This window comes from Vibrio sp. 14N.309.X.WAT.E.F5, from assembly GCF_030397615.1.
Classification (GTDB): Bacteria; Pseudomonadota; Gammaproteobacteria; order Enterobacterales; family Vibrionaceae; genus Vibrio; species Vibrio lentus.
This window is the reverse complement of the sequence record NZ_JAPNXR010000020.1, coordinates 41,973-63,759: the sequence shown is the minus strand read 5'-3', so window position 1 is coordinate 63,759 and position 21,787 is coordinate 41,973. Positions and strand designations below refer to the sequence as shown.

Genomic DNA, 21,787 nt, shown 5'->3' with positions numbered 1-21,787 from the left:
ATTATTCCTTATTCTGACTTAAATAGAACTCAGCCAAAGCCAAATCTTCAGGCTGAGTAATCTTAAAATTATCTGAACGCCCAGCAATCAGTGCTGGCGATAAACCTTTCCACTCAAACGCAGACGCTTCATCGGTAATTGAAACACCTTGTTGCAAGGCTTCACTCAAGACTTTCCGTAAAGGCTTAGCTCGGAACATCTGAGGGGTAAGCGCATGCCAGAGATCGACGCGATCGACCGTGTGTTCAATTTGTCCTTGAGCACCGCGTTTCATTGTATCGCGAACAGGCGCAGCTAAAATCGCGCCAACATCATGGGTCATAGCACCAGAGATCAGTTTGTCGATATCGCTCAATTGGATACAAGGCCTAGCGGCATCATGCACCATCACCCAATCACTGAGTTGCTGTTGGGCAATATAGTCCAAAGCAGAAAGCACCGAATCGGCTCGTTCCGTCCCGCCGGACACTCTGATCACCTGTGGATTAAGGTTAAGCGGTAATTCAGGGTAATAAGGATCATCATCACTGACCGCTACCACGATCTTAGACACCTGAGGGTGAGACAACAGTTTCTCAACGGTGTGCTCTAAAATCGTTTTACCGTGAATTTGAAGATATTGTTTGGGACGGTCGGCCTTCATTCGGCTGCCGACGCCCGCAGCGGGGACCACTGCAATAACGCTTTGAAGTTGGTTCGACATTAATGAGATTCCTCACCAATAATACGATAAAACGTTTCGCCTTCTTTCACCATTCCAAGCTCATGACGTGCGCGCTCTTCAATCGCGTCTAAGCCTTGGCGTAGATCGTCAATTTCCGCAAACATCTCAGCATTACGAAGATGAAGCTTTTCATTTACTTGCTGCTGAACTTGGATTTCGTTGTTCACACCGTAGTAATCAGAAATACCATTTTTACCGAGCCACAGTGTGTGTTGTAGCCAGCCAAACACTATGAGCAGTACTAAAGCAAAAATTCGCATAACACCTTTCGCCGGTTGAAAAAGAAGGAACTAGAATAAGGCACATATATACCATAATGAGCTTATTGGTGCGAGATATGTGGTGTCAGGGAATCAATAAGTCTGGGAGTTATTGGACAGAATAGTGAGTGGTAACAATGAAGTTCCCTACTCCTTCCTTCGTCAGTCTAGGGAATGACGTATTTTAAGCAAAAAAAAACGCCCTACCGAAGTAGAGCGTTTTCAAAAGCTTAGATTAATAATTCGCTAGGAATTATTGACCTTTAACTTCTTTAAGGCCGTTGAAAGGAGCTTTAGAACCTAGAGCTTCTTCGATACGGATAAGTTGGTTGTACTTAGCAACACGGTCAGAACGGCTCATAGAACCAGTTTTGATTTGACCTGCAGCTGTACCTACCGCTAGATCAGCGATAGTTGCATCTTCAGTTTCGCCAGAACGGTGAGAGATTACTGCAGTGTAGCCAGCGTCTTTAGCCATCTTGATAGCAGCTAGAGTCTCTGTTAGAGAACCGATTTGGTTGAACTTGATAAGGATAGAGTTAGCTACGCCTTTCTCGATACCTTCAGCAAGAATCTTAGTGTTTGTAACGAAAAGATCGTCACCAACGATTTGAAGCTTGTCGCCTAGAAGTTCAGTTTGGTGCTTGAAGCCATCCCAATCTGACTCGTCAAGACCGTCTTCAATAGAAACGATTGGGAAGTTGTTAGCAAGTTCAGCTAGGTAGTGGTTGAACTCTTCAGAAGTGAAAGTTTTACCTTCGCCCTTCATGTTGTAGATGCCAGCTTCTTTGTCGAAGAACTCAGATGCTGCACAGTCCATAGCAAGAGTAACGTCTTTACCTAGTTCGTAACCAGCAGCTGCAACAGCTTCTGCGATAACTTCTAGAGCTTCAGCGTTAGATTTAAGGTTAGGAGCGAAACCACCTTCATCACCAACTGCAGTGCTGTAGCCTTTAGACTTAAGAACTTTAGCTAGGTTGTGGAATACTTCAGCGCCGATACGCAGACCTTCTTTAAGAGTTTTAGCGCCAACTGGTTGGATCATGAACTCTTGGATGTCAACGTTGTTATCAGCGTGCTCGCCACCGTTGATGATGTTCATCATTGGTAGAGGCATAGAGAACTGACCAGCAGTACCGTTTAGCTCAGCAATGTGCTCGTATAGAGGCATGCCTTTCGCAGCAGCAGCAGCTTTTGCGTTAGCTAGAGAAACAGCAAGGATAGCGTTAGCGCCAAACTTAGACTTGTTCTCAGTACCGTCTAGATCAAGCATAACTTGGTCAACGTCAGCTTGTGCTTTAGCGTCTTTACCAACTAGAGCGTCAGCGATTGGGCCGTTTACAGCTTCAATTGCTTTAAGAACACCTTTACCCAGGAAACGTGATTTGTCGCCGTCACGTAGCTCAAGAGCTTCGCGAGAACCAGTAGATGCGCCAGATGGAGCAGCAGCCATACCTACGAAACCGCCTTCTAGGTGTACTTCAGCTTCTACAGTTGGGTTACCACGTGAATCGATGATTTCACGACCTAGAACTTTAACGATCTTAGACATTGAATGTTTCCTTCTCGTTGAATATATAAATGTCAAATTTAAAGGTAGCAGCACAACTTACGCAGCTACCTGGATTCCTTTTTACTTTTCTAATTCGCCGCGCTGGAATTCGCCAGCCGCTTTAACGAAACCTGCAAACAATGGGTGACCATCGCGAGGTGTTGAAGTGAACTCTGGGTGGAACTGAGCAGCAACAAACCATGGGTGGTTCGGGTTCTCAATAACTTCAACCAGTTTCTTGTCCGCAGACAGACCCGATACTTTTAGGCCCGCTTTTTCGATTTGTGGACGAAGATTGTTGTTCACTTCGTAACGGTGACGGTGACGTTCATGGATCGTCGCGCTACCGTATAATTCGTAAGCTTTCGTCCCTTTCGCTAGGTGACAAAGCTGTGAACCAAGACGCATTGTGCCGCCTAGGTCTGATTTCTCAGTACGCTCTTCAACTTTACCTTCGCCGTCAATCCACTCAGTGATTAGGCCAACAACAGGGTATTTAGTTTCTTTGCAGAATTCAGAAGAGTGTGCACCTTCCATCTTCGCAACGTTACGAGCGTACTCAATAAGAGCAACTTGCATACCTAGACAGATACCTAAGTAAGGTACTTTGTTTTCACGAGCGTATTGTGCAGCAAGGATCTTACCTTCAACACCACGGTCGCCAAAGCCACCAGGAACTAGGATTGCATCTAGGTCTTGTAGAATTTCTGTGCCTTTAGATTCAACATCTTGTGAATCTACATATTTAATTGTGACACTTAGGCGGTTTTTCAAGCCTGCGTGTTTCAGCGCTTCATTTACTGATTTGTATGCGTCAGGCAGTTCAATGTACTTACCAACCATACCAATCGTCACTTCACCCGTTGGGTTAGCTTCTTCGTAAATTACTTGTTCCCACTCAGACAGATCAGCTTCTGGTGCATTGATACCGAAACGCGTACATACAAGATCATCAATGCCTTGAGCACGGATTAATTGTGGGATCTTGTAGATTGAATCTACGTCTTTCATAGAGATAACTGCTTTTTCTTGTACATTACAGAAAAGAGCAATTTTCTTACGTTCGTTTGCTGGGATAACACGATCTGAACGACAAACTAGGATGTCAGGTTGAATACCGATAGACAGTAGCTCTTTTACAGAGTGTTGCGTTGGCTTAGTTTTCACTTCACCCGCTGCTGCTAGGTATGGCACTAGAGTAAGGTGCATGAACATTGCGCGTTCACGGCCTAGTTCTACTGCTAACTGACGAATCGCTTCCATGAATGGTAGAGATTCAATATCACCTACAGTACCACCAACTTCAACAAGCGCGATATCGTGGCCTTTAGCACCAGAGATTACGCGTTCTTTGATAGAGTTAGTGATGTGAGGGATAACCTGGATTGTTGCACCTAGGTAGTCACCACGACGTTCATTACGTAGAACGTCAGCATAAACACGACCTGCTGTGAAGTTGTTACGCTTAGTCATCTTGGTGCGAATGAATCGCTCATAGTGACCAAGGTCAAGGTCTGTTTCAGCGCCATCTTCCGTAACGAACACTTCACCGTGTTGAGTCGGGCTCATAGTGCCTGGATCAACGTTGATGTAAGGGTCAAGCTTCATCATAGTCACTTTAAGACCACGAGCTTCTAAAATAGCCGCAAGAGATGCTGCTGCAATACCTTTACCTAGAGAGGATACAACCCCGCCAGTAACAAAAATGTAATTTGTCGTCATGTTTAACCTGAAATTGGTTGAATGAGGGAAATGGATTACTTCTGGACGGGATGAAAATATACCAGAAGCCCCTTATCGCCACAACGTGAAATCTATCACACTGCAATTTTTTATTTTTTGCTTCAAATCAATTCATGATAAAAGCTTTGATGATCTTTTCTCCGCCACTTTGACTTCATCCCACATGGAATCAAGCTGTTGTAGAGAAAAGTCGGTCAAAATTTTATCTTGCTGACGAACTTTTTGTTCCACACCTTTAAAGCGGCGTGAAAATTTCAGATTGGCTTTATTGAGAGCCGTTTCTGGATTTTTACCTAAATGTCGCACTAAATTGACGGTAGCAAACAACAAATCACCCAGTTCTTCTTCAACTAAATCTTCGTTTGGCGTTACTTGAAGCGCTTCTTCTAGCACCTCATCAACTTCCTCTAAAACCTTGTCGGCGACTGGGCCAATAGAGTCCCAATCAAAGCCAAATTTCGCGACTTGCTTTTGAATTTTTGTAGCACGCGAAAGTGCAGGTAGAGAGTTTGGTATTGAGTCTAGAATACTTTCTTGAGTTTTGCCTGCCTGTGCTTTCTCTTTGGCTTTTTCAGCTTCCCAATTGGCATTAATTTCTTCATCACTAGCAAACTCTGTATCAGAAAATACGTGTGGATGACGGCGCGTCAGCTTCTCATTAATACCGTCGACCACATCAGAGAACTCAAACAAGCCCTGCTCTTTTGCTAATTGACTGTAGAAAATCACCTGAAACAACAGGTCACCCAACTCTTCTTGTAGGTTTGGCCAATCTTTATTGTGAATCGCGTCCACCACCTCGTAGGTCTCTTCGATAGTATGCGGCACAATTGTTTCAAAATTTTGTTTCAAATCCCAAGGACAGCCACCTTCAGGATCGCGCAGCTTAGTCATAATCTGTTCAAGTTGTTCAATCGGGTGATTCATCGTTTTCTTCCTATTCACTGTCTTTGATTTTTAAATTTATAACGTCTTCTAAAACTAAAAGGTACTGATACTAAAAAAGGTGAGCAGCCAAAACCACTCACCTTTGTTGATACTGTCTAATTATCTAAATTACGCATCTTTCACTAAGCAGTTGTTACTTTAACAAGGCAACAAGCTTTCGCGATTCCTGAGCATAGCTCGCCTATGTGATGGAACAAGAAAGCGCAGTTAACGCAGTAAAAGTGACTAATGCAACGTGAAAGTTAGCCTAGGCGTTTAACCGACATGACATCTTTGATTTGTTCTACTCGGCTCGTTACTCGACTCAAAATTTCAATGTTGGTCACTTCCAAATCGAAATCCATCACCGACAGCTGACGTTTATAGTCAATACGGCTCTTCATTGTCGTCACACTGACTTTTTCGTTCAAGAACAAGGATGTGATGTCTTTCAACAAGCCGGTACGTTCTAGCGCCTCTACACGCAGCGTTAAAATATACGAGCCTACAAAACCATCGCCCCACACAGTGTCAATGATACGTTCGGGAGCATGCAGATTAAGTTCACTCAACTGTTCGCAATCGCTGCGGTGTACTGAAATACCACGCCCTTGAGTAATGTAACCTTTGATCACATCGCCCGGGATAGGCTGACAACAACGAGCCAAGTGGGTCATTAGGTTATCGACACCTTCAACAACAACAGCATCCTTTTTCGGACGGCTCTGATGCGCTGGCTTATTGTCAGACTCAAGCAACTTCTCTAGCGCTTTTTTGTCTTCTTCTTCCGCCGTTGGTTTATTGACCAAAGCATTGATGTGATTAACGACTTGGTTGATACGCAAATCGCCGCTACCAATACCCGCATATAATTCATCTGGAGTGTTGACGTTGAATCGTTTCAGCGCGTATTGCTCAGCATCTTTCAGTGTGGCGCCGACTCTGCCTAGCTCGACTTCTAAGATATCTCGTCCCGCTTCGAGGTTTTTCTCACGACTCTGAGCGCGGAACCAAGCGTTAATTTTTGCTCGAGCTCGACTGGAATGAACAAAGCCTGTCGTCGGATTTAGCCAATCGCGTGATGGATTCGGTTCTTTTTGAGTGATGATCTCAACTTGATCGCCCATCGCTAATTTATGAGTAAACGGAACGATTCGACCTGCGACTTTGGCACCGATACAACGGTGTCCAACCATCGAGTGGATGTGGTAAGCAAAGTCCAACGGTGTTGCACCCATTGGTAAATCGACCACATCACCGCGTGGTGTAAAGGCATAGACACGATCATCAAAGACTTGGCTACGTACTTCATCCAGCATTTCGCCAGAATCCGACATCTCTTCTTGCCAGTCGATAAGCTTACGCAACCAAGTGATTTTCTCATCGTAGCCACTGCGTACGCCGCTAGATGCACCTTCTTTGTATTTCCAGTGCGCAGCAACGCCCAATTCAGAGTCTTCATGCATCTGCTTGGTACGAATCTGAATTTCAATGGTCTTGCCTTCAGGGCCAAGAACTACGGTATGAATCGACTGATAACCATTCGGCTTAGGATTCGCCACGTAGTCATCAAATTCACTAGGTAGATGTTTATATTTGGTGTGAACCACACCTAAGCCGGCATAACAGTCTTGCAGCTGGTCCGCGATAATACGCACTGCACGCACGTCAAAAAGCTCATCAAACTCTAAGCCTTTTTTCTGCATTTTGCGCCAGATACTGTAGATGTGTTTTGGTCGACCGCTGACTTCAGCATTGATGCTTGAACGGTTCATTTCTGACGTGAGATCATCAACAAAGTCGGTGATGTATTGTTCGCGCACAATACGGCGCTCAGACAGCTGTTTAGCAATCTGCTTGTATGTATCAGGTTGTTGGTAGCGGAAAGCGTAATCTTCAATTTCCCACTTTAGCTGACCAATACCTAAACGGTTTGCAAGAGGCGCATAGATGTTGGCACACTCTTTTGCTGCCGCACGGCGCACAGCATCAGGGGCCTTTTTCACTTCTATGAGGTTACAAATTCGCTCTGCTAGTTTGATGACTACGCAGCGGAAATCATCCACCATTGCCAATAGCATTCGTCGAACATTATCGACTTGACCCGAGGCTGCACTGCCTTCAAGGGTGACATTTAGCTGGCCCAAAGCCGCCATTTCTTCCACGCCATCAATCAGCTTTACGGTTTCCTTTCCGTAACTTTCTTCAAACGCTTCACGCTCAAAAACACCGCTTGATACAACAGGGAAAAGTTGTGCCGCCACTAAAGTAGCGCGATCCATCGACAAGGTGACCAAGATTTCGATCATCTCTCGCCCACGCCAAAGCAAAAGTTCACCTTGCTCGTGATCTTTTAATAGCTCTTCACAGTGACGATAAACTTTGGTCAGTTTATTCGAGGTTTTTGCGTCTTGATTCAGTGACGCAATCCAATTATCTAGCTCAAACTGTTCGCTTGGGTTTAAATGTGCGCTTCGTACCGCAACCATCATGCCTTCCTAGTTATTATGTTTTATACCCAATTCAATATGACTAACTGGTTCCACGTTAGTTCGACTCATATTGATATCGGTGCAAGCTGCCCCGCACCTTTGTAATACATTTTTAAGCCTTATTTAAGGGCTTCTAAGCCTTGATAAAGAGAGCCATCGATTCGAGATGACTGGTATGAGGGAACATGTCCAACATGCCTAGCTTAGCCAATTGGTAGCCTTGTTTTTCTAAGCTCTCTGAATCTCTAGCTAGAGTAGCAGGATTACACGAAACATAAACCACACGCTTCGCTCCTAAGCCTGAAATTTGATCAACGATCCCACTCGCTCCAGCACGAGCAGGATCGAGCAGGATTTTATCAAATCTTTCTTTTGCCCAAGGTTGTGAAGACAGCTCTTCCTCAAGGTTCGCTTGGTAGAACTCTGTATTGCTTAATTGATTCAAAGCTGCGTTAGACGTTGCCTGCTGAACCATTTCATCGACACCTTCAACCCCCACCACAAACGCAGATTGTTGTGCGATAGGCAGACTGAAGTTGCCCAAGCCACAAAACAGGTCGAGCACTCGCTCATCGGCTTGAGGCTCTAACCATTCAATCGCTTGAGTTACCATCTGCTGATTGACCTTTTGATTCACTTGAATGAAGTGGTTTGGCTCAAAAGGTAAGGTTACGCCGGTTTCGCTATAGCTTGGCGTATCACCCATTAAACGAATCAACTTGTCAGTTTCTGGCATAGAATACAGCGTAGCGCCTTCTGCCTGAGCCAACTCAATCAAAGATTGCTCATCTTTTTCAACCAAAGGCTTAAGGTGGCGTAGCACCATGACTGGACCAGTATCCCCGATCACTAATTCAACGTGTCCTAAAGAAGTAAGGTTGCTGAAAGTATTCAGTAAACTTTTCAGCTTTGGCAGCAAGATATTGAGACGAGGGTCAAGCACCGCACAATCGGTAATATTTTCAATCTGCTTGCTTTGCTTTTTACGGAAACCAAATTGAAGCTGCTGTGTCTTTTTATCGACAAATAAGCTGATGCGCGCACGGCGACGATAACCTGTTTCATCACCAATAATCGGTTCAACAACATCGGTTTTATCCGTTTGATATTGGCTCATCAGATGGCTCAAAGACTGCGCTTTATGTTCTACCTGAGAAGAGTAGCCAAGGTGCTGGAGATGACAGCCACCGCACTGATTAAAATGTTTACAGAAAGGCTTCAAACGCAGTTCGCTTGGCTCCAGTAATTTAATCAGTTTTGCTCGCGCAAATTTACTCTTACTCTCGACGAGCTGAATAACAACCTGCTCACCCGGCAATGCACCATCAATGAAAACGGGCTTATTCTTCTGATAAGCAATCCCTGCCCCATTGTGATCCATTCGTTCAACCAAAACCGATTGGTGCTTGGTCTCGAATTGAGTTTTCTTTTTTGGTTGAAAAAAACGTGCCATTGCTTGTGCCTAATGTATCTTTTAATAAGTAATTTGTATCCAGGACTCACTATTATGCCTTGGAATCATTGTCGAACGTCACGGCTTTGATTAAGCTTACCGTTCACTTAACCGCCATTGTGCGCGTTATTTTCCCATATCCAGACCTCGATGTAATTAAAGAACATGACCAGATATGGCTTAAGAGCCCGTGTAATTACCTTAACTCTAGCTCCAACCCTAATTATTGGGCTGCTATTGAGTGCATTTTTCTCATTTAACCGCTATCAAGACCTTGAGGGTCAGGTGGTTAACACTGGTACTAGCATTATAGAACCGCTTGCGATTGCGAGCGCATCTGGCATGCAACTCGAAAGCCGAGAGTCTGTTCGCCAGCTCATCAGCTATGCGCATCGAAAAAACTCTAACCTTGTGCGCAGTATCGCGGTATTTGATGATCGCCATGAGTTGTTCGTAACCTCAAACTTCCATCCCGATTTTGAAAGCCTCACTTATCCCAAAGATAAACCGATACCGCATTTGAGCTCTTCGAACCTGCTCGATAACACGCTGATTCTCAGGACGCCCATCATCGCTGAGGGGCAATACATCAACTCAGCCAACGGGCAATCGCAAGCGAACCAAGCCATTGGCTATATCGCAATTGAGCTCGACTTATCTTCATTGCGATTACAGCAGTATCAAGAGGTGTTTTCTGCTTTCTTGGTGTTGATTCTGGGACTTGGTTTATCGGGTGTGTTTGCGTTCCGCTTAATGCACGATGTAACTCAACCGATCACGCACATGAAAAACATGGTTGACCGGATTCGACGTGGTCACCTCGATGTGCGTATCGAAGGCAAGATGCATGGTGAGCTAGATTCACTAAAAAACGGTATCAACGCGATGGCGGTGTCGCTATCAGAGTATCACGTTGAGATGCAACACAGCATCGACCAAGCCACGTCTGATCTGCGTGAGACCCTAGAGCAATTAGAGATTCAGAACGTAGAGTTAGACATTGCGAAAAAACGCGCTCAAGAAGCAGCACGTGTTAAGTCTGAGTTCTTGGCTAACATGTCTCACGAATTAAGAACGCCGCTCAACGGTGTGATTGGCTTTACTCGTCAGATGCTTAAGACCCACCTGTCGACCAGCCAAACCGATTACTTGCAGACCATTGAACGCTCTGCCAATAACTTGCTCAGCATCATCAACGATATTCTTGATTTCTCGAAACTCGAAGCTGGTAAATTAGCGCTCGAGAACATCCCATTTGAATTCCAAGCCAGCCTTGAAGAGGTAGTGAACCTTCAAGCCACCAACGCTCATGAGAAAGGCCTAGAGCTGACCCTTAAGATCGACCCGAAAGTGCCACCAGGCGTTGTTGGTGATCCGCTGCGTATTCAGCAGATCCTAACCAACCTTGTTGGTAACTCAATCAAGTTTACCGAGCGTGGCAATATCGATATCAGTGTTGAACTTCGTTCTCAGACCGAAGACAACATCGAGCTTCAATTCATGGTTCGAGACACCGGCATTGGTATCTCGGAGCGTCAACAGGCTCAGCTATTCCAAGCCTTCAGCCAAGCAGATGCGAGTATCTCTCGTCGTTATGGTGGTACAGGCCTTGGTCTCGTTATCACACAGAAATTGGTAAGCCAAATGGGCGGTGAGATCAGTCTCACTAGTCGCCTGCACCAAGGTTCAACCTTCTGGTTTACCTTAAGGCTATCAACGACTGATATGCCAATGACCGAGCTTATCGAAACTCAATGCCTACAAGACAAACAGTTACTGTTGATCGAGCCGAACATGCAAGCGGCATCGATTACTCAGCAGATCCTAACCCAAGAAGGCTTAGTGGTAACGTACCGTTCGGTTATGCCTGACGAATCTACCTCGTATGACTACGTTCTACTTAACTTAGCCGCGAACCAAGAGTACCAACTTGATACCGTCAGTGGTTGGGCGATTGGTGCGAAGAAGATTGCTCAGAACGTGATTATTGGTACGCCAAGTACCGAACTTGCATTGGGTGAACAACTGATGAAAGAGGTCGATGTTCAGTGCATTACCAAGCCTCTCTCACGTAAGAAACTGCTACAAACTCTGATCTCTAATCAAGCACCAACCTTGATTGCACCAGCGATTGAAACACACTCAGAAGAGAAGCTACCGTTAACGGTACTGGCGGTCGACGATAACCCAGCCAACCTGAAGTTGATTACTGCGTTATTGAAAGAGCGAGTAGAAACCGTGATCAGCTGTACTAACGGTCAACAAGCGATCGACAAAGCGACTAGCACACCATTTGATATCATCTTCATGGATATCCAAATGCCACAAATGGATGGAGTGACCGCTTGTAAGCACATTAAGAAACTCGCTAACAACGCCAACACACCGATTATCGCGGTGACCGCGCACGCCATGATGGGTGAGCGAGATCGACTGCTCGCTGCGGGCATGGATGATTACCTAACCAAGCCTATCGAAGAGCATGTCTTACAGCAGGTTCTGCTTCATTGGAGCCCAGCTTCAGAGGTTGAGCATATCAATAAAATAGACCCTGAACATCCTGCCGTCGCGGTTGAGATAGATAATAGCCAGCCACAAGAAACAGAAGCGAACGTGCACAAAAACATCATCATTGATTGGCAGGCCGCAATGAAGCAAGCCGCTAACAAAGAGGATCTTGCACGCGACATGCTGCGAATGTTAGTGGACTTTATTCCTGAGGTTTACGAAGCCGCAGAGAAAGCAATAGAAGACAACGACTTCCCTGTTGAAGAACTGATACATATCATCCACAAGATGCACGGCAGCAGCTCATACAGCGGCGTGCCAAGGCTAAAATCGGTATGTGCAACGATAGAGAAAGAGTTGCGTTCAGGTACTTCCATTGAGGCGATTGAGCCAGAGCTGTTTGAATTGCAGGATGAATTAGATAAGGTTCAGGCAACAGCGATTCATTACTTGCAGCCGATTAACAGTTAAAAGTTAGCGGTTGGTTGAAGGCAGTTAACAGTTAGCAGTAAATTGAACGCATTCAGATAATAAAAAAGCAGAGCCATGAGCTCTGCTTTTATTAACTTGAATATTTGGTCAGTGTTAATCAATTCGCTCGCAGTCTAAGCAGACGACTAAACACATGGTTCAGTCCAAAGCTTACGACTCAAGTAATACCGTCGCCACCGCATAGTGGCGTTCATCGGAAATCGTTAGATGAATCGACTTTGTTCCATTCGCCAGTGCGATTTCCTGAGCTTTTTTATGCAAACTCAAAACGGGCTTGCCATGCTCATCGTTCGATATTTCAAAGTCATGAAAGGTAACACCAAGCGCGATACCGGTACCGAGCGCTTTCGATGCCGCTTCTTTAGCCGCAAAACGCTTCGCAAGGTAACGCCCTTTTTGCTTAAGCTGCTGGAATACTTCAAATTCAGAATCCGTCAAAATACGTTTAGCGAAAGCCTCACCACTTCGTGATAGTGCTTTTTCTACACGCTCGATTTCTGCGATATCTGTACCTAATCCAACAACAGCCATGTTTACCTTACTATTAAACTTCGATTTATTGATTCTATTGGTTTTTGATTAACCACTTAACTACTTAACTACTTAACTACTTAACTACTTAACTACTTAAAAAGTTAAGCGTTATTACGTGCTGTTTCCATGATTGCTTTCATGTCTGCAACGGCTTTATTCAAACCATCAAACACTGCGCGTCCCATGATCGAGTGACCGATGTTCAGCTCGTAGATCTCAGGGAGTGCCGCAATGGGTGCTACGTTGTGGTAAGTCAGACCATGACCAGCATTGACTGTAATACCTAGATCATCTGCGTAGCTTGCGCCTGCTGCAATCTTTTTAAGCTCGTCTTGCTGATCTTCTTCTGTTTTCGCATCAGCGTAATGACCAGTATGAAGCTCAATAAACGGTGCACCACATGCTTTTGCTGCATCAATTTGCTCACGATCTGCATCAATAAATAGAGAGACCTTAATACCCGCAGCCGACAATTTTTCGGTCGCCGCTTTGATCTTCTCTAGTTGACCGGCAACATCTAAGCCACCTTCAGTCGTTAGCTCTTCACGCTTTTCTGGAACCAAGCAAACAAACTCAGGATTAGTATCGAGTGCTATTTGAACCATCTCGTCCGTCACGGCCATCTCAAGGTTCATGCGAGTTTGGATTGTCTCAGCAAGAATGCGTACATCACGGTCAACGATGTGACGGCGATCTTCGCGCAGGTGAATAGTGATGCCGTCAGCACCAGCACGTTCAGCAATTTCAGCTGCGTGTACTGGGTCTGGATATTTAGTACCACGTGCATTACGTAGTGTTGCAATATGATCGATATTAACGCCTAAAAGGATTGAGCTCATTTTCCAATACTCCGTGCTCTAGAGAGGGCTATTGTTGGCATAAATAGCTCTCTACTTTTTAATGGTTTGCCGCCAAGATACGGCTTTAAGGCTATGCGTGTAAAGCGTTTTGCCGCTTTTAACTGCTCTTTAGTGACAAACCTACGTTCACTGATTGCGATAAGTTCATCGCCCATAAAAGTTAGGTTATCTCGACGTACCGATGCGATAAAACCTTTCTGCTCTCGATAACGATAAGTCATGCTCGGATCAATCGGCTCACCGGTACCCGCACAGTGTAAAAAGTCGACGCCATACCCCATAGCGGAAAGTAGAGCCAATTCAAAACGACGTAGCGCTGGCTCAGGATTCTCATTATGAGCGAGTTCTGTTAAGGCATGAAGATAGTCGTGAAAAAATGCGGGCATGGCCACTTCGGCCATCAACACTCGCCCAACTAACTCGTTGACGTACATTGCTGAATACAGATTGATACCGGCAAGAGGAAGCCCCAAGCTGATAGGTTCAGCTTGGCGCAACGTTTTCATTGAACCATTGCCAGACCACTTAAGCAGCAGAGGCGTAAAAGGTTGCAATGCACCTTTCAAATTAGAACGCTTACTCCGCGCACCTTTAGACATCAACGTCACCCGACCGTACTCTTCACTGAAGACGTCCAGAATCAGGCTCGACTCACTGTATGGTCGACGGTGCAACACAAAGCATCGCTGTAACCCTTCGCTCAATAACTTACCCTTCTTACAGATACAAAAAGAGAGAGTTCGCACTCTCTCTTGTATTTATATTCAATTCAACTTTCTTAATATCAGAAAGTGACGTTCAATATATTATAGATCGTCGATGTAGCCTAACGAGCGAAGTGCACGCTCATCGTCAGCCCAACCAGACTTAACTTTAACCCAAGTCTCTAGGTAAACCTTACGACCGAATAGTTCTTCCATGTCGATACGAGCTTCACGACCTATCGTTTTGATCTTCTCGCCCGCTTTACCAATCACCATCTTCTTCTGACCAGTACGTTCAACAAGAATCAAAGCGTTGATGTGGAAACCATCGTTATCTGGGTTGTAATCAAAACGCTCGATTTCAACCGTTACTGAGTAAGGTAGCTCTTCGCCCGTGAATCGCATCAGTTTTTCACGGATGATTTCCGAGGCCATAAAGCGCTGTGAGCGATCCGTTACGTACTCTTCAGGGAAGTGGTGCGTCGCTTTTGGTAAAGAGTTACGAACGTGCTTACGCAGTACATCGATATTCTTACCTTGCTTCGCTGAGATTGGCACAACATCAAGGAAGTCCATCTTCTTAGACACTTCCATCATGTGTTGCATAACGTCAGTACGGTCTTGAACGTTGTCTACTTTGTTAATACAAAGGACTACTGGGAAATCTGTTTTTCTCAGCTTGTTCAGTACCATTTCATCGTCGTCAGTCCAGTGAGTACCGTCAACAAGGAAAAATACTAGGTTCACATCGCTCAGTGAGCTGTTCGCCGCACGGTTCATCAAACGGTTGATTGCACGCTTTTCTTCGATGTGAAGTCCAGGAGTATCAACGTAGATCGCTTGGTAATCACCTTCAGTTTCTACGCCCATAATACGGTGACGTGTCGTCTGAGGTTTACGTGATGTGATCGAGATTTTCTGACCCAAAATATGGTTCAGAAGCGTCGATTTACCTACGTTTGGTCGACCCACGATAGCGATGAAGCCACAGTGTTGGTTTTCCGGTAGGCCCGTTTTTTTGCTATCAGATGAAAAGAATGCATCGATATCGAAATCTTGATTGTTATCAGACATTGCTTAGTTGCTCTAATGCTGTTTCAGCAGCCGCTTGTTCTGCCTTGCGGCGGCTAGTGCCTTTACCGATAACAGGTTTATCCACACCTGCCACTTCACACTCAACCGTAAACTCTTGGTTGTGTGCTTCACCTTTAATATTAGTCACTGTGTAGACAGGTAGGGGATTTCTTCGACCTTGTAAAAACTCTTGTAAGCGAGTTTTCGGATCTTTTTGAGATACACCAGGCTGAATAGACTCTAGGCGAGATTGATACCAGCTTAAAATAATGCGGCGAACAACCTCGGTATCACTATCTAAATAGACAGCACCGATGATCGCTTCTACTGCATCCGCTAGAATAGAATCACGACGGAAACCGCCACTCTTCAACTCACCTGGACCTAATTTTAAGTAATCTCCTAGTTCGAATTCACGACCTAGTTCTGCCAATGTATGACCACGTACTAATGTTGCGCGCATGCGGCTCATATCACCTTCGTTTACCTTAGGGAAACGGTGGTAAAGATCATCAGCGATAACAAAACTTAAAATTGAATCGCCCAGAAACTCAAGACGTTCGTTATGTTTACCTGCGGCGCTGCGGTGAGTCAGCGCCAGATGGATAAGATCGGCATCATTAAACTGATAGCCAATCTTTCTCTCTAGTTTATCAATTGGAGAATTCATGCTCTCTCGATGTGTTATGTGATCGATTAGTGAATCCCACCGATGCGATTAAAACGCACACCAGTAGGAATCCATGTTGGAAGTACACTGTCCGAACCGCGTTCGAATTCGAAGCTGATCCAAATAGCAACGGCCTTACCAACAAGGTTTGCTTCAGGGACAAAGCCCCAGTAACGGCTATCAGCACTGTTGTCACGGTTATCACCCATCACAAAGTATTGGCCTTCTGGAACGATCCACTCGTTAACACCATTGCGGGGTTGATATGCTTGCACACGATCACGACGTAATGGGTTAACTAAAATTTGGTGCTCCACGTCACCCAGCTGTTCATTTAGCTGAATCAGAGGCACACCGTCTTGAATAAATTGGCTTTCTTCAACGTGACTTAGTTTCACTGGTTCACAGCTACTTGTACCCTTCGCTTGAATGCAGACCTCTTTGCGGCTGCTGTAGCGAATGGTGTCGCCAGGCATACCAACAACACGTTTGATGTAGTCGATATTCGGCTGAGGTGGGTACTTAAATACGATTGAGTCGCCACGCTCTGGCTTGCCTGTTTCGACCAATTGAGTGCGCCATACTGGGTCTTTTAGACCGTACGCGTACTTCTCTACTAAGATGAAATCACCAACCAAAAGGGTTGGCATCATCGAACCAGATGGGATTTGAAACGGTTCATAGATGAATGAACGCAAGATCAAAACAAATGCAATTACCGGGAAAATGGACACACTGTTCTCAACCCACCAAGGCTGAGCCGTAACTTTTGCGCTGGTTTCAGCGTCTAGGCCATTCGATTGTGCTTCAACGTCAGCCAGTTTGTGTTGGCGTTTCTTCGCCCACACAAACTTTTCCAACGCCCATACAATGCCAGTCACTAGAGTTACGATCACTAAGATAAGCGAAAATGTATTAGCCATTGATATCCCTTAAATTTCATTTCTTTAAAAATAACGAAAGTGAAAGAATAGCGAGCTACTCTTCCACTTTCAATTATTCGTTTAATGCTGGATAAAGTTAGTCTTTACCAACATGAAGAATCGCTAAGAATGCTTCTTGAGGCAGTTCAACGTTACCGATCTGCTTCATACGCTTCTTACCTTCTTTTTGTTTCTTAAGAAGTTTCTTCTTACGACTGATATCACCACCGTAACATTTTGCGATTACGTTCTTACGCAGTTGTTTCACTGTAGAACGAGCAATGATGTGGTTACCAATCGCTGCTTGAATCGCGATATCGAACATTTGACGAGGGATGAACTCTTTCATCTTCTCAACCAATAGACGACCACGAGACTGTGCAATGTCTTTGTGTGTAATAATAGCCAGTGCGTCAACCGTTTCGCCATTAAGCAATACGTCTACACGAACCATGTTCGACACTTCAAAACGTTGGAAGTTGTAATCCAGTGACGCATAGCCACGAGATGTTGATTTCAAACGGTCGAAGAAGTCTAGAACCACTTCTGCCATTGGCAGGTCGTACGTCACAGCAACTTGCTTACCGTGGTAAACCATATCAACTTGAACACCACGTTTTTCTACACATAAGGTAATTACGTTACCTAGGTAGTCAGACGGTACAAGGATATTACAACGAGCGATAGGCTCACGAATTTCTTCTAAATCATTAGTCGCAGGCAGTTTAGCCGGGCTATCAACGTAAAGAATGCTGCCATCCGTTTTTACAACTTCGTACACTACGGTTGGTGCCGTAGTGATTAGGTCTAAGTCGTATTCACGCTCTAAACGCTCTTGGATGATCTCCATGTGAAGCATTCCTAAGAAGCCACAACGGAAACCAAAGCCAAGTGCTGCTGAACTTTCTGGTTCGTAGAACAGTGATGCATCGTTCAGGCTTAGTTTGCCTAGTGCGTCACGGAAGTTTTCGTAGTCATCAGACGATACTGGGAATAGACCTGCATATACCTGAGGCTTCACTTTTTGGAAACCAGGTAGACGTTCTGTGCTGCCGCCTTTTGCAAGCGTCAACGTATCACCAACAGGTGCGCCAAGGATGTCTTTAATACCACAAACAACCCAACCAACTTCGCCAGTATTTAGCTCAGTTGTGTCGATTTGCTTAGGTGTGAAGATACCTAGACGGTCAACACCCCAAACTTGGTCTGTCGACATTACGCGAATCTTGTCGTTCTTCTTCAGCTTACCGTTCTTGATACGAACCAAAGAAACAACGCCTAAATAGTTATCGAACCAAGAGTCGATGATCAGTGCCTGTAGTGGCGCTTCTGGATCACCTTCCGGTGGTGGGATAGCTGTTACGATGTTTTCAAGAACGTCGTCAACACCAATACCGGTTTTTGCAGAACAACGAGTCGCTTCCATCGCATCGATACCAACGATCTCTTCGATTTCTTCAGCAACACGCTCAGGTTCAGCAGCAGGTAAGTCAATCTTGTTCAAGATTGGCACTACTTCCAGTTCCATTTCGATCGCGGTGTAACAGTTTGCTAGAGTTTGTGCTTCAACACCTTGACCAGCATCCACAACCAATAGCGCGCCTTCACAAGCGGCTAGAGAACGAGATACTTCGTAAGAGAAATCTACATGTCCTGGAGTGTCGATAAAGTTAAGTTGGTAAGTTTCACCATCTTTCGCTTTGTAATCTAAAGTCACACTCTGCGCTTTAATTGTAATACCACGCTCGCGTTCTATATCCATAGAATCGAGGACTTGAGCTGCCATCTCACGTTCACTTAACCCTCCACAAACTTGGATTAAGCGGTCAGAAAGGGTCGACTTACCGTGGTCGATGTGGGCGATAATCGAAAAATTACGAATGTGCTTCATAGGCTTGGTGTGACTAAACTCTTTGAATAGGGATAATAAGAAAGCCGCGACGCGTCCAATCTACAGTCAGCATTGGTGGCGGCATTTCAATCAAGTTGGCAGATTCTACCCAATTTAAGGGCAAGAAGCATCATAAATTAGACGAGAGGCTCGCCTAGGATTCGAATCAAGACGACTTCTTGCTTGGATTTGTCTTCCATAGGTTTGGCTAACCGCTTCGCTAAGGCAATACCACCAGCAGTAAACAGCGCAGCACTTAAGATAACAATGCCCTCGCCCCCTTGGAGTAAGGGTTGTAACAAGAGTTGTCCAAAACCAGCACCAATCATCAACATGAAAAGTGGAATGAGGTAAACAATCGCCGCTGACTGAAGTAGGCTTTTTTCTGGAAAGCCAATTTCTACGATTTGTCCTGCTTTAACTAAACTTTTGGTTTTAAGCTGCCAAAACAAAGATTTATTGCCGACAGCTTTAGTAACAATACCGGTTCCACAGCTCTTTTGAGAAGAACAGCTACTGCAACTGGTTTGTTGTTCGCAGCTCAGATGAACAAAAAATTGCTTACCTTTTTGTTCGACTGAGCTGACGGTAGCAAGCGCAGTCATCATTGCGCTGGAACCGAATTAGCAAACTTGATTGATTGAGCAATACGCTTAGCGGTGGCTGGCGGTATGTCACCCACTACAGAGATCTCGCGGTCTCCATTCACTAAACTGTGTAACGTTCGACGTCCTTGACGCACCAACTGACCTTTCAATGAATGTTCATCTTTATCGGCAACGTACACCGAGAAACTGAATAATCCATCACTGAACAGTTGGCTCTCAACCATTTTATTGGTTGCCGCCATAGGATAACGACTGAGTTCTTTTGACTTAAAGCCTTCCGGAATCCAAGACACTTCCCAGTTTGTTTCACTCACTAAGCCTTCAGGCAATGACAGTACTTTCGGCAGTTGAGCGCTATTTAAGCCTCCCATCGCCTCTGCAATTTTGTCATTCACCACGTAAGAAATAGTGCGGTACTGTTCTAAGACTTCACCGTCACGATCAAGAAGATCGGCACGTAAAGGAAGATTGGTTTTTTCGTCAACCCATACGACATAAGAATAGCGAAGCCCATCTTTCGGAACCACTCGCAACACTTGTGTGGTACTTCCAGCTTCACGAGCTCGACCCACTTTCACGAAATCGTAGTAATCGTTGAGCGCGTCAATATCTCGGTTAATCATAGGAATGACAGGTGCAACCATACTGCCAGACTGGATAGTGAATGGTTCTGTACCCGGTTCTATATAGCTAACTTCGTCGCCACGTCGAATGACTTCGCGAACAGGGCCGCTTAAGTAAACAAGGTGTGCGAGTTGTTGGTCGTCGTTAACTGCATGACGATAAAGCAGAGGTTCAATACTGCTCTTCTTTATCAAAATATAGGAGAGTTCGTAATTTAGATGCTGACTGGCCTCGTTCATTTGATGCAATAACGCCTTTGCAGTAATTTCCTCTGCAAAGGCCGTTGGAGACATCAAGCTGAACAGTGTCAGTGCACTGACCAGGATTTTCTTCATTCAATGTCCGATTCTAGATGTGCATCTTGCATTGGCGATGCATCACTGTTTAATCTTAGCTGTAACTCATAATCTTCTAACAATGCATGAACGCGTTTGCGCTGCTCTTGCAAGTTAGCTTCAGATGCTGGTTTCTCAACAGAGTCACGCGTTAAGCTTACTGGTTCAGCAGAACCCGCAAACGGAATCGTCTGGAGTACAGGCAGCTGTTCTGGTGCTGCTGGGTCACTACCACCATATTGTTGAACACCTAACACAACAGCTAGAGAAACACAGGCTGCAACGGCAACTTGTCCAAACTGTTGTAACCAAGCAGGAAGCTGGCGCTTCGCTTGTTGAGGTTTCGGTTGTTCTTCAATTGGAGCAACAACAGGTTCTACATTCACTTGGTGCAAGTTCGACATTGAACCGTGTGCTGGCTCGCTTTCAAGCGCAGCGGCAACACTGTTAGCAATGTTCCAACCTTGACTTTCTGGCGCATCCCCACGCATTACATCACCAATTAAATGGTAATTCTGCCAGGTATCCATGCTTTCTTGATCAGACTCCAACTCTGCAATCAGAGCTTTGTCGATCATTTCTCCATCCATGAGTGTCGAAAGCTTTTCTTTATCAGCCATTATTTTCACCATAATTATTACAAGTTCTAGCGTTGTAAAAGAGGTTTAATTTTCTTTTCCACTGCTTCACGAGCTCGGAAAATACGCGAACGTACGGTTCCTACAGGGCAATCCATTACTTCTGCAATCTCTTCGTAGCTCAAACCTTCGAGCTCACGCAGCGTCATTGCAGTTTTTAAGTCTTCTGGTAACGCTTCAATCGCACCAAAAACGACCTGTTTCAATTCTTTGGACAGCGTTAAGTTCTCAGGGTTCGATATTTCTTTTAACGCGCTGCCTGTTTCGTAATATTCTGCATCTTCTGCATCAACATCTGTTGCTGGCGGCCTGCGGCTCTGAGCAACAATATGATTTTTAGCGGTGTTCACGGCAATTCGGTACAACCATGTATAGAAGGCACTTTCGCCACGAAAATTAGGTATCGCGCGGTAAGCTTTAATAAAAGCTTCTTGTGCTACATCAGGTACATCACCAGAATTATTCACGTATCGAGAGATAAGGTTACACACTTTATTTTGGTACTTAACCACTAGTAAGTTAAATGCCTGCTTATCTCCACTCTGCACTCGCTCAATCAACACTTGATCGGTTAGCTGCTCGTTCATTCGAGCGGGTACTCCTATTGTTATAACCCTTACCTTCGCAGATATGGGTACTAATTATGCGAAATGTAGTATTGACACCACCGTCTACAAGAGCACTATTGTGACTAAGCCAAATACTGAAAGTTCCAACTTTCTTAAAATTATTTGCCATTATTGTTTCACAATGTGATGTAATAAAAATAGCTATC

General features: G+C 44.9%; 19 protein-coding genes. 1 reads left to right on the top strand and 18 read right to left on the bottom strand.

Annotation, left to right across the window (positions count from 1 at the left end; genetic code table 11):
• Nucleotide 1: 1 nt before the first annotated feature.
• From ispD to rlmD, 7 genes are all read right to left on the bottom strand, one after another.
• A complete protein-coding gene (ispD, locus tag OW495_RS18560; protein WP_289887711.1) occupies nt 2–703 on the bottom strand; it encodes a 2-C-methyl-D-erythritol 4-phosphate cytidylyltransferase in 702 nt (233 codons plus the stop codon).
• Nucleotides 703–984, bottom strand: coding sequence for a cell division protein FtsB (ftsB, locus tag OW495_RS18555; protein ID WP_004735394.1), 282 nt, complete (start codon nt 982–984; stop codon nt 703–705). Before ftsB ends, ispD begins: the two co-directional genes overlap by 1 nt.
• Nucleotides 985–1,237: 253 nt before the next feature.
• Nucleotides 1,238–2,536, bottom strand: a complete 1,299-nt coding sequence (gene eno / locus OW495_RS18550) for a phosphopyruvate hydratase (protein ID WP_004735393.1) — start codon at nt 2,534–2,536, stop codon at nt 1,238–1,240.
• Between the two features lie 81 nt (nt 2,537–2,617).
• Complete coding sequence (locus OW495_RS18545) at nt 2,618–4,258, bottom strand: CTP synthase (RefSeq protein WP_017108150.1); 1,641 nt, start codon at nt 4,256–4,258, stop codon at nt 2,618–2,620.
• 132 nt (nt 4,259–4,390) lie between these two features.
• Complete coding sequence (gene mazG, locus OW495_RS18540; RefSeq protein ID WP_029222469.1) at nt 4,391–5,206, bottom strand: nucleoside triphosphate pyrophosphohydrolase; 816 nt, start codon at nt 5,204–5,206, stop codon at nt 4,391–4,393.
• Nucleotides 5,207–5,469: 263 nt separating this feature from the next.
• The gene (gene relA / locus OW495_RS18535) at nt 5,470–7,695 is read right to left on the bottom strand and encodes a GTP diphosphokinase (RefSeq protein ID WP_029223233.1); all 2,226 of its coding nucleotides are present in this window, start codon (nt 7,693–7,695) and stop codon (nt 5,470–5,472) included.
• 136 nt (nt 7,696–7,831) lie between these two features.
• On the bottom strand, nt 7,832–9,151 hold the full coding sequence (rlmD, locus tag OW495_RS18530) for a 23S rRNA (uracil(1939)-C(5))-methyltransferase RlmD (protein ID WP_289887704.1): 1,320 nt from the start codon (nt 9,149–9,151) through the stop codon (nt 7,832–7,834).
• A 165-nt stretch (nt 9,152–9,316) separates the two neighbouring features.
• Here rlmD and barA point away from each other — a divergent pair, with 165 nt between their 5' ends.
• Nucleotides 9,317–12,130 (top strand): two-component sensor histidine kinase BarA, encoded by a 2,814-nt coding sequence (barA, locus tag OW495_RS18525; RefSeq protein WP_102314711.1) that lies wholly within the window; start codon nt 9,317–9,319, stop codon nt 12,128–12,130.
• 171 nt (nt 12,131–12,301) lie between these two features.
• Here barA and acpS read toward each other — a convergent pair whose 3' ends face one another.
• The 11 genes from acpS to rpoE form a co-directional block, all read right to left on the bottom strand.
• Nucleotides 12,302–12,682, bottom strand: coding sequence for a holo-ACP synthase (acpS, locus tag OW495_RS18520; protein ID WP_017108146.1), 381 nt, complete (start codon nt 12,680–12,682; stop codon nt 12,302–12,304).
• 104 nt (nt 12,683–12,786) lie between these two features.
• Nucleotides 12,787–13,524 carry a pyridoxine 5'-phosphate synthase gene (pdxJ, locus tag OW495_RS18515; RefSeq protein ID WP_289887701.1) on the bottom strand — a complete coding sequence of 246 codons (738 nt, stop codon included), beginning with the start codon at nt 13,522–13,524 and terminating at the stop codon, nt 12,787–12,789.
• Nucleotides 13,521–14,249 carry a DNA repair protein RecO gene (gene recO / locus OW495_RS18510; RefSeq protein WP_102554974.1) on the bottom strand — a complete coding sequence of 243 codons (729 nt, stop codon included), beginning with the start codon at nt 14,247–14,249 and terminating at the stop codon, nt 13,521–13,523. The genes pdxJ and recO overlap by 4 nt, the downstream gene beginning before the upstream one ends.
• Nucleotides 14,250–14,351: 102 nt before the next feature.
• A complete protein-coding gene (gene era / locus OW495_RS18505; RefSeq protein ID WP_004735384.1) occupies nt 14,352–15,323 on the bottom strand; it encodes a GTPase Era in 972 nt (323 codons plus the stop codon).
• Nucleotides 15,316–15,993 (bottom strand): ribonuclease III, encoded by a 678-nt coding sequence (gene rnc / locus OW495_RS18500; RefSeq protein ID WP_004735383.1) that lies wholly within the window; start codon nt 15,991–15,993, stop codon nt 15,316–15,318. The genes era and rnc overlap by 8 nt, the downstream gene beginning before the upstream one ends.
• A 26-nt stretch (nt 15,994–16,019) precedes the next feature.
• On the bottom strand, nt 16,020–16,916 hold the full coding sequence (gene lepB / locus OW495_RS18495; protein ID WP_289887700.1) for a signal peptidase I: 897 nt from the start codon (nt 16,914–16,916) through the stop codon (nt 16,020–16,022).
• Between the two features lie 97 nt (nt 16,917–17,013).
• On the bottom strand, nt 17,014–18,807 hold the full coding sequence (gene lepA, locus OW495_RS18490; protein ID WP_102554975.1) for a translation elongation factor 4: 1,794 nt from the start codon (nt 18,805–18,807) through the stop codon (nt 17,014–17,016).
• A gap of 137 nt (nt 18,808–18,944) precedes the next feature.
• Complete coding sequence (locus OW495_RS18485) at nt 18,945–19,415, bottom strand: SoxR reducing system RseC family protein (protein WP_017108684.1); 471 nt, start codon at nt 19,413–19,415, stop codon at nt 18,945–18,947.
• The gene (gene rseB, locus OW495_RS18480; RefSeq protein WP_017108141.1) at nt 19,412–20,374 is read right to left on the bottom strand and encodes a sigma-E factor regulatory protein RseB; all 963 of its coding nucleotides are present in this window, start codon (nt 20,372–20,374) and stop codon (nt 19,412–19,414) included. Before rseB ends, OW495_RS18485 begins: the two co-directional genes overlap by 4 nt.
• Nucleotides 20,371–20,994 carry a sigma-E factor negative regulatory protein gene (locus OW495_RS18475; protein WP_029223232.1) on the bottom strand — a complete coding sequence of 208 codons (624 nt, stop codon included), beginning with the start codon at nt 20,992–20,994 and terminating at the stop codon, nt 20,371–20,373. Before OW495_RS18475 ends, rseB begins: the two co-directional genes overlap by 4 nt.
• Before the next feature lie 26 nt (nt 20,995–21,020).
• Entirely contained in the window at nt 21,021–21,599 is a 579-nt protein-coding gene (gene rpoE, locus OW495_RS18470; protein ID WP_008223963.1) for an RNA polymerase sigma factor RpoE, read from the bottom strand.
• Between the last annotated feature and the right edge of the window lie 188 nt (nt 21,600–21,787).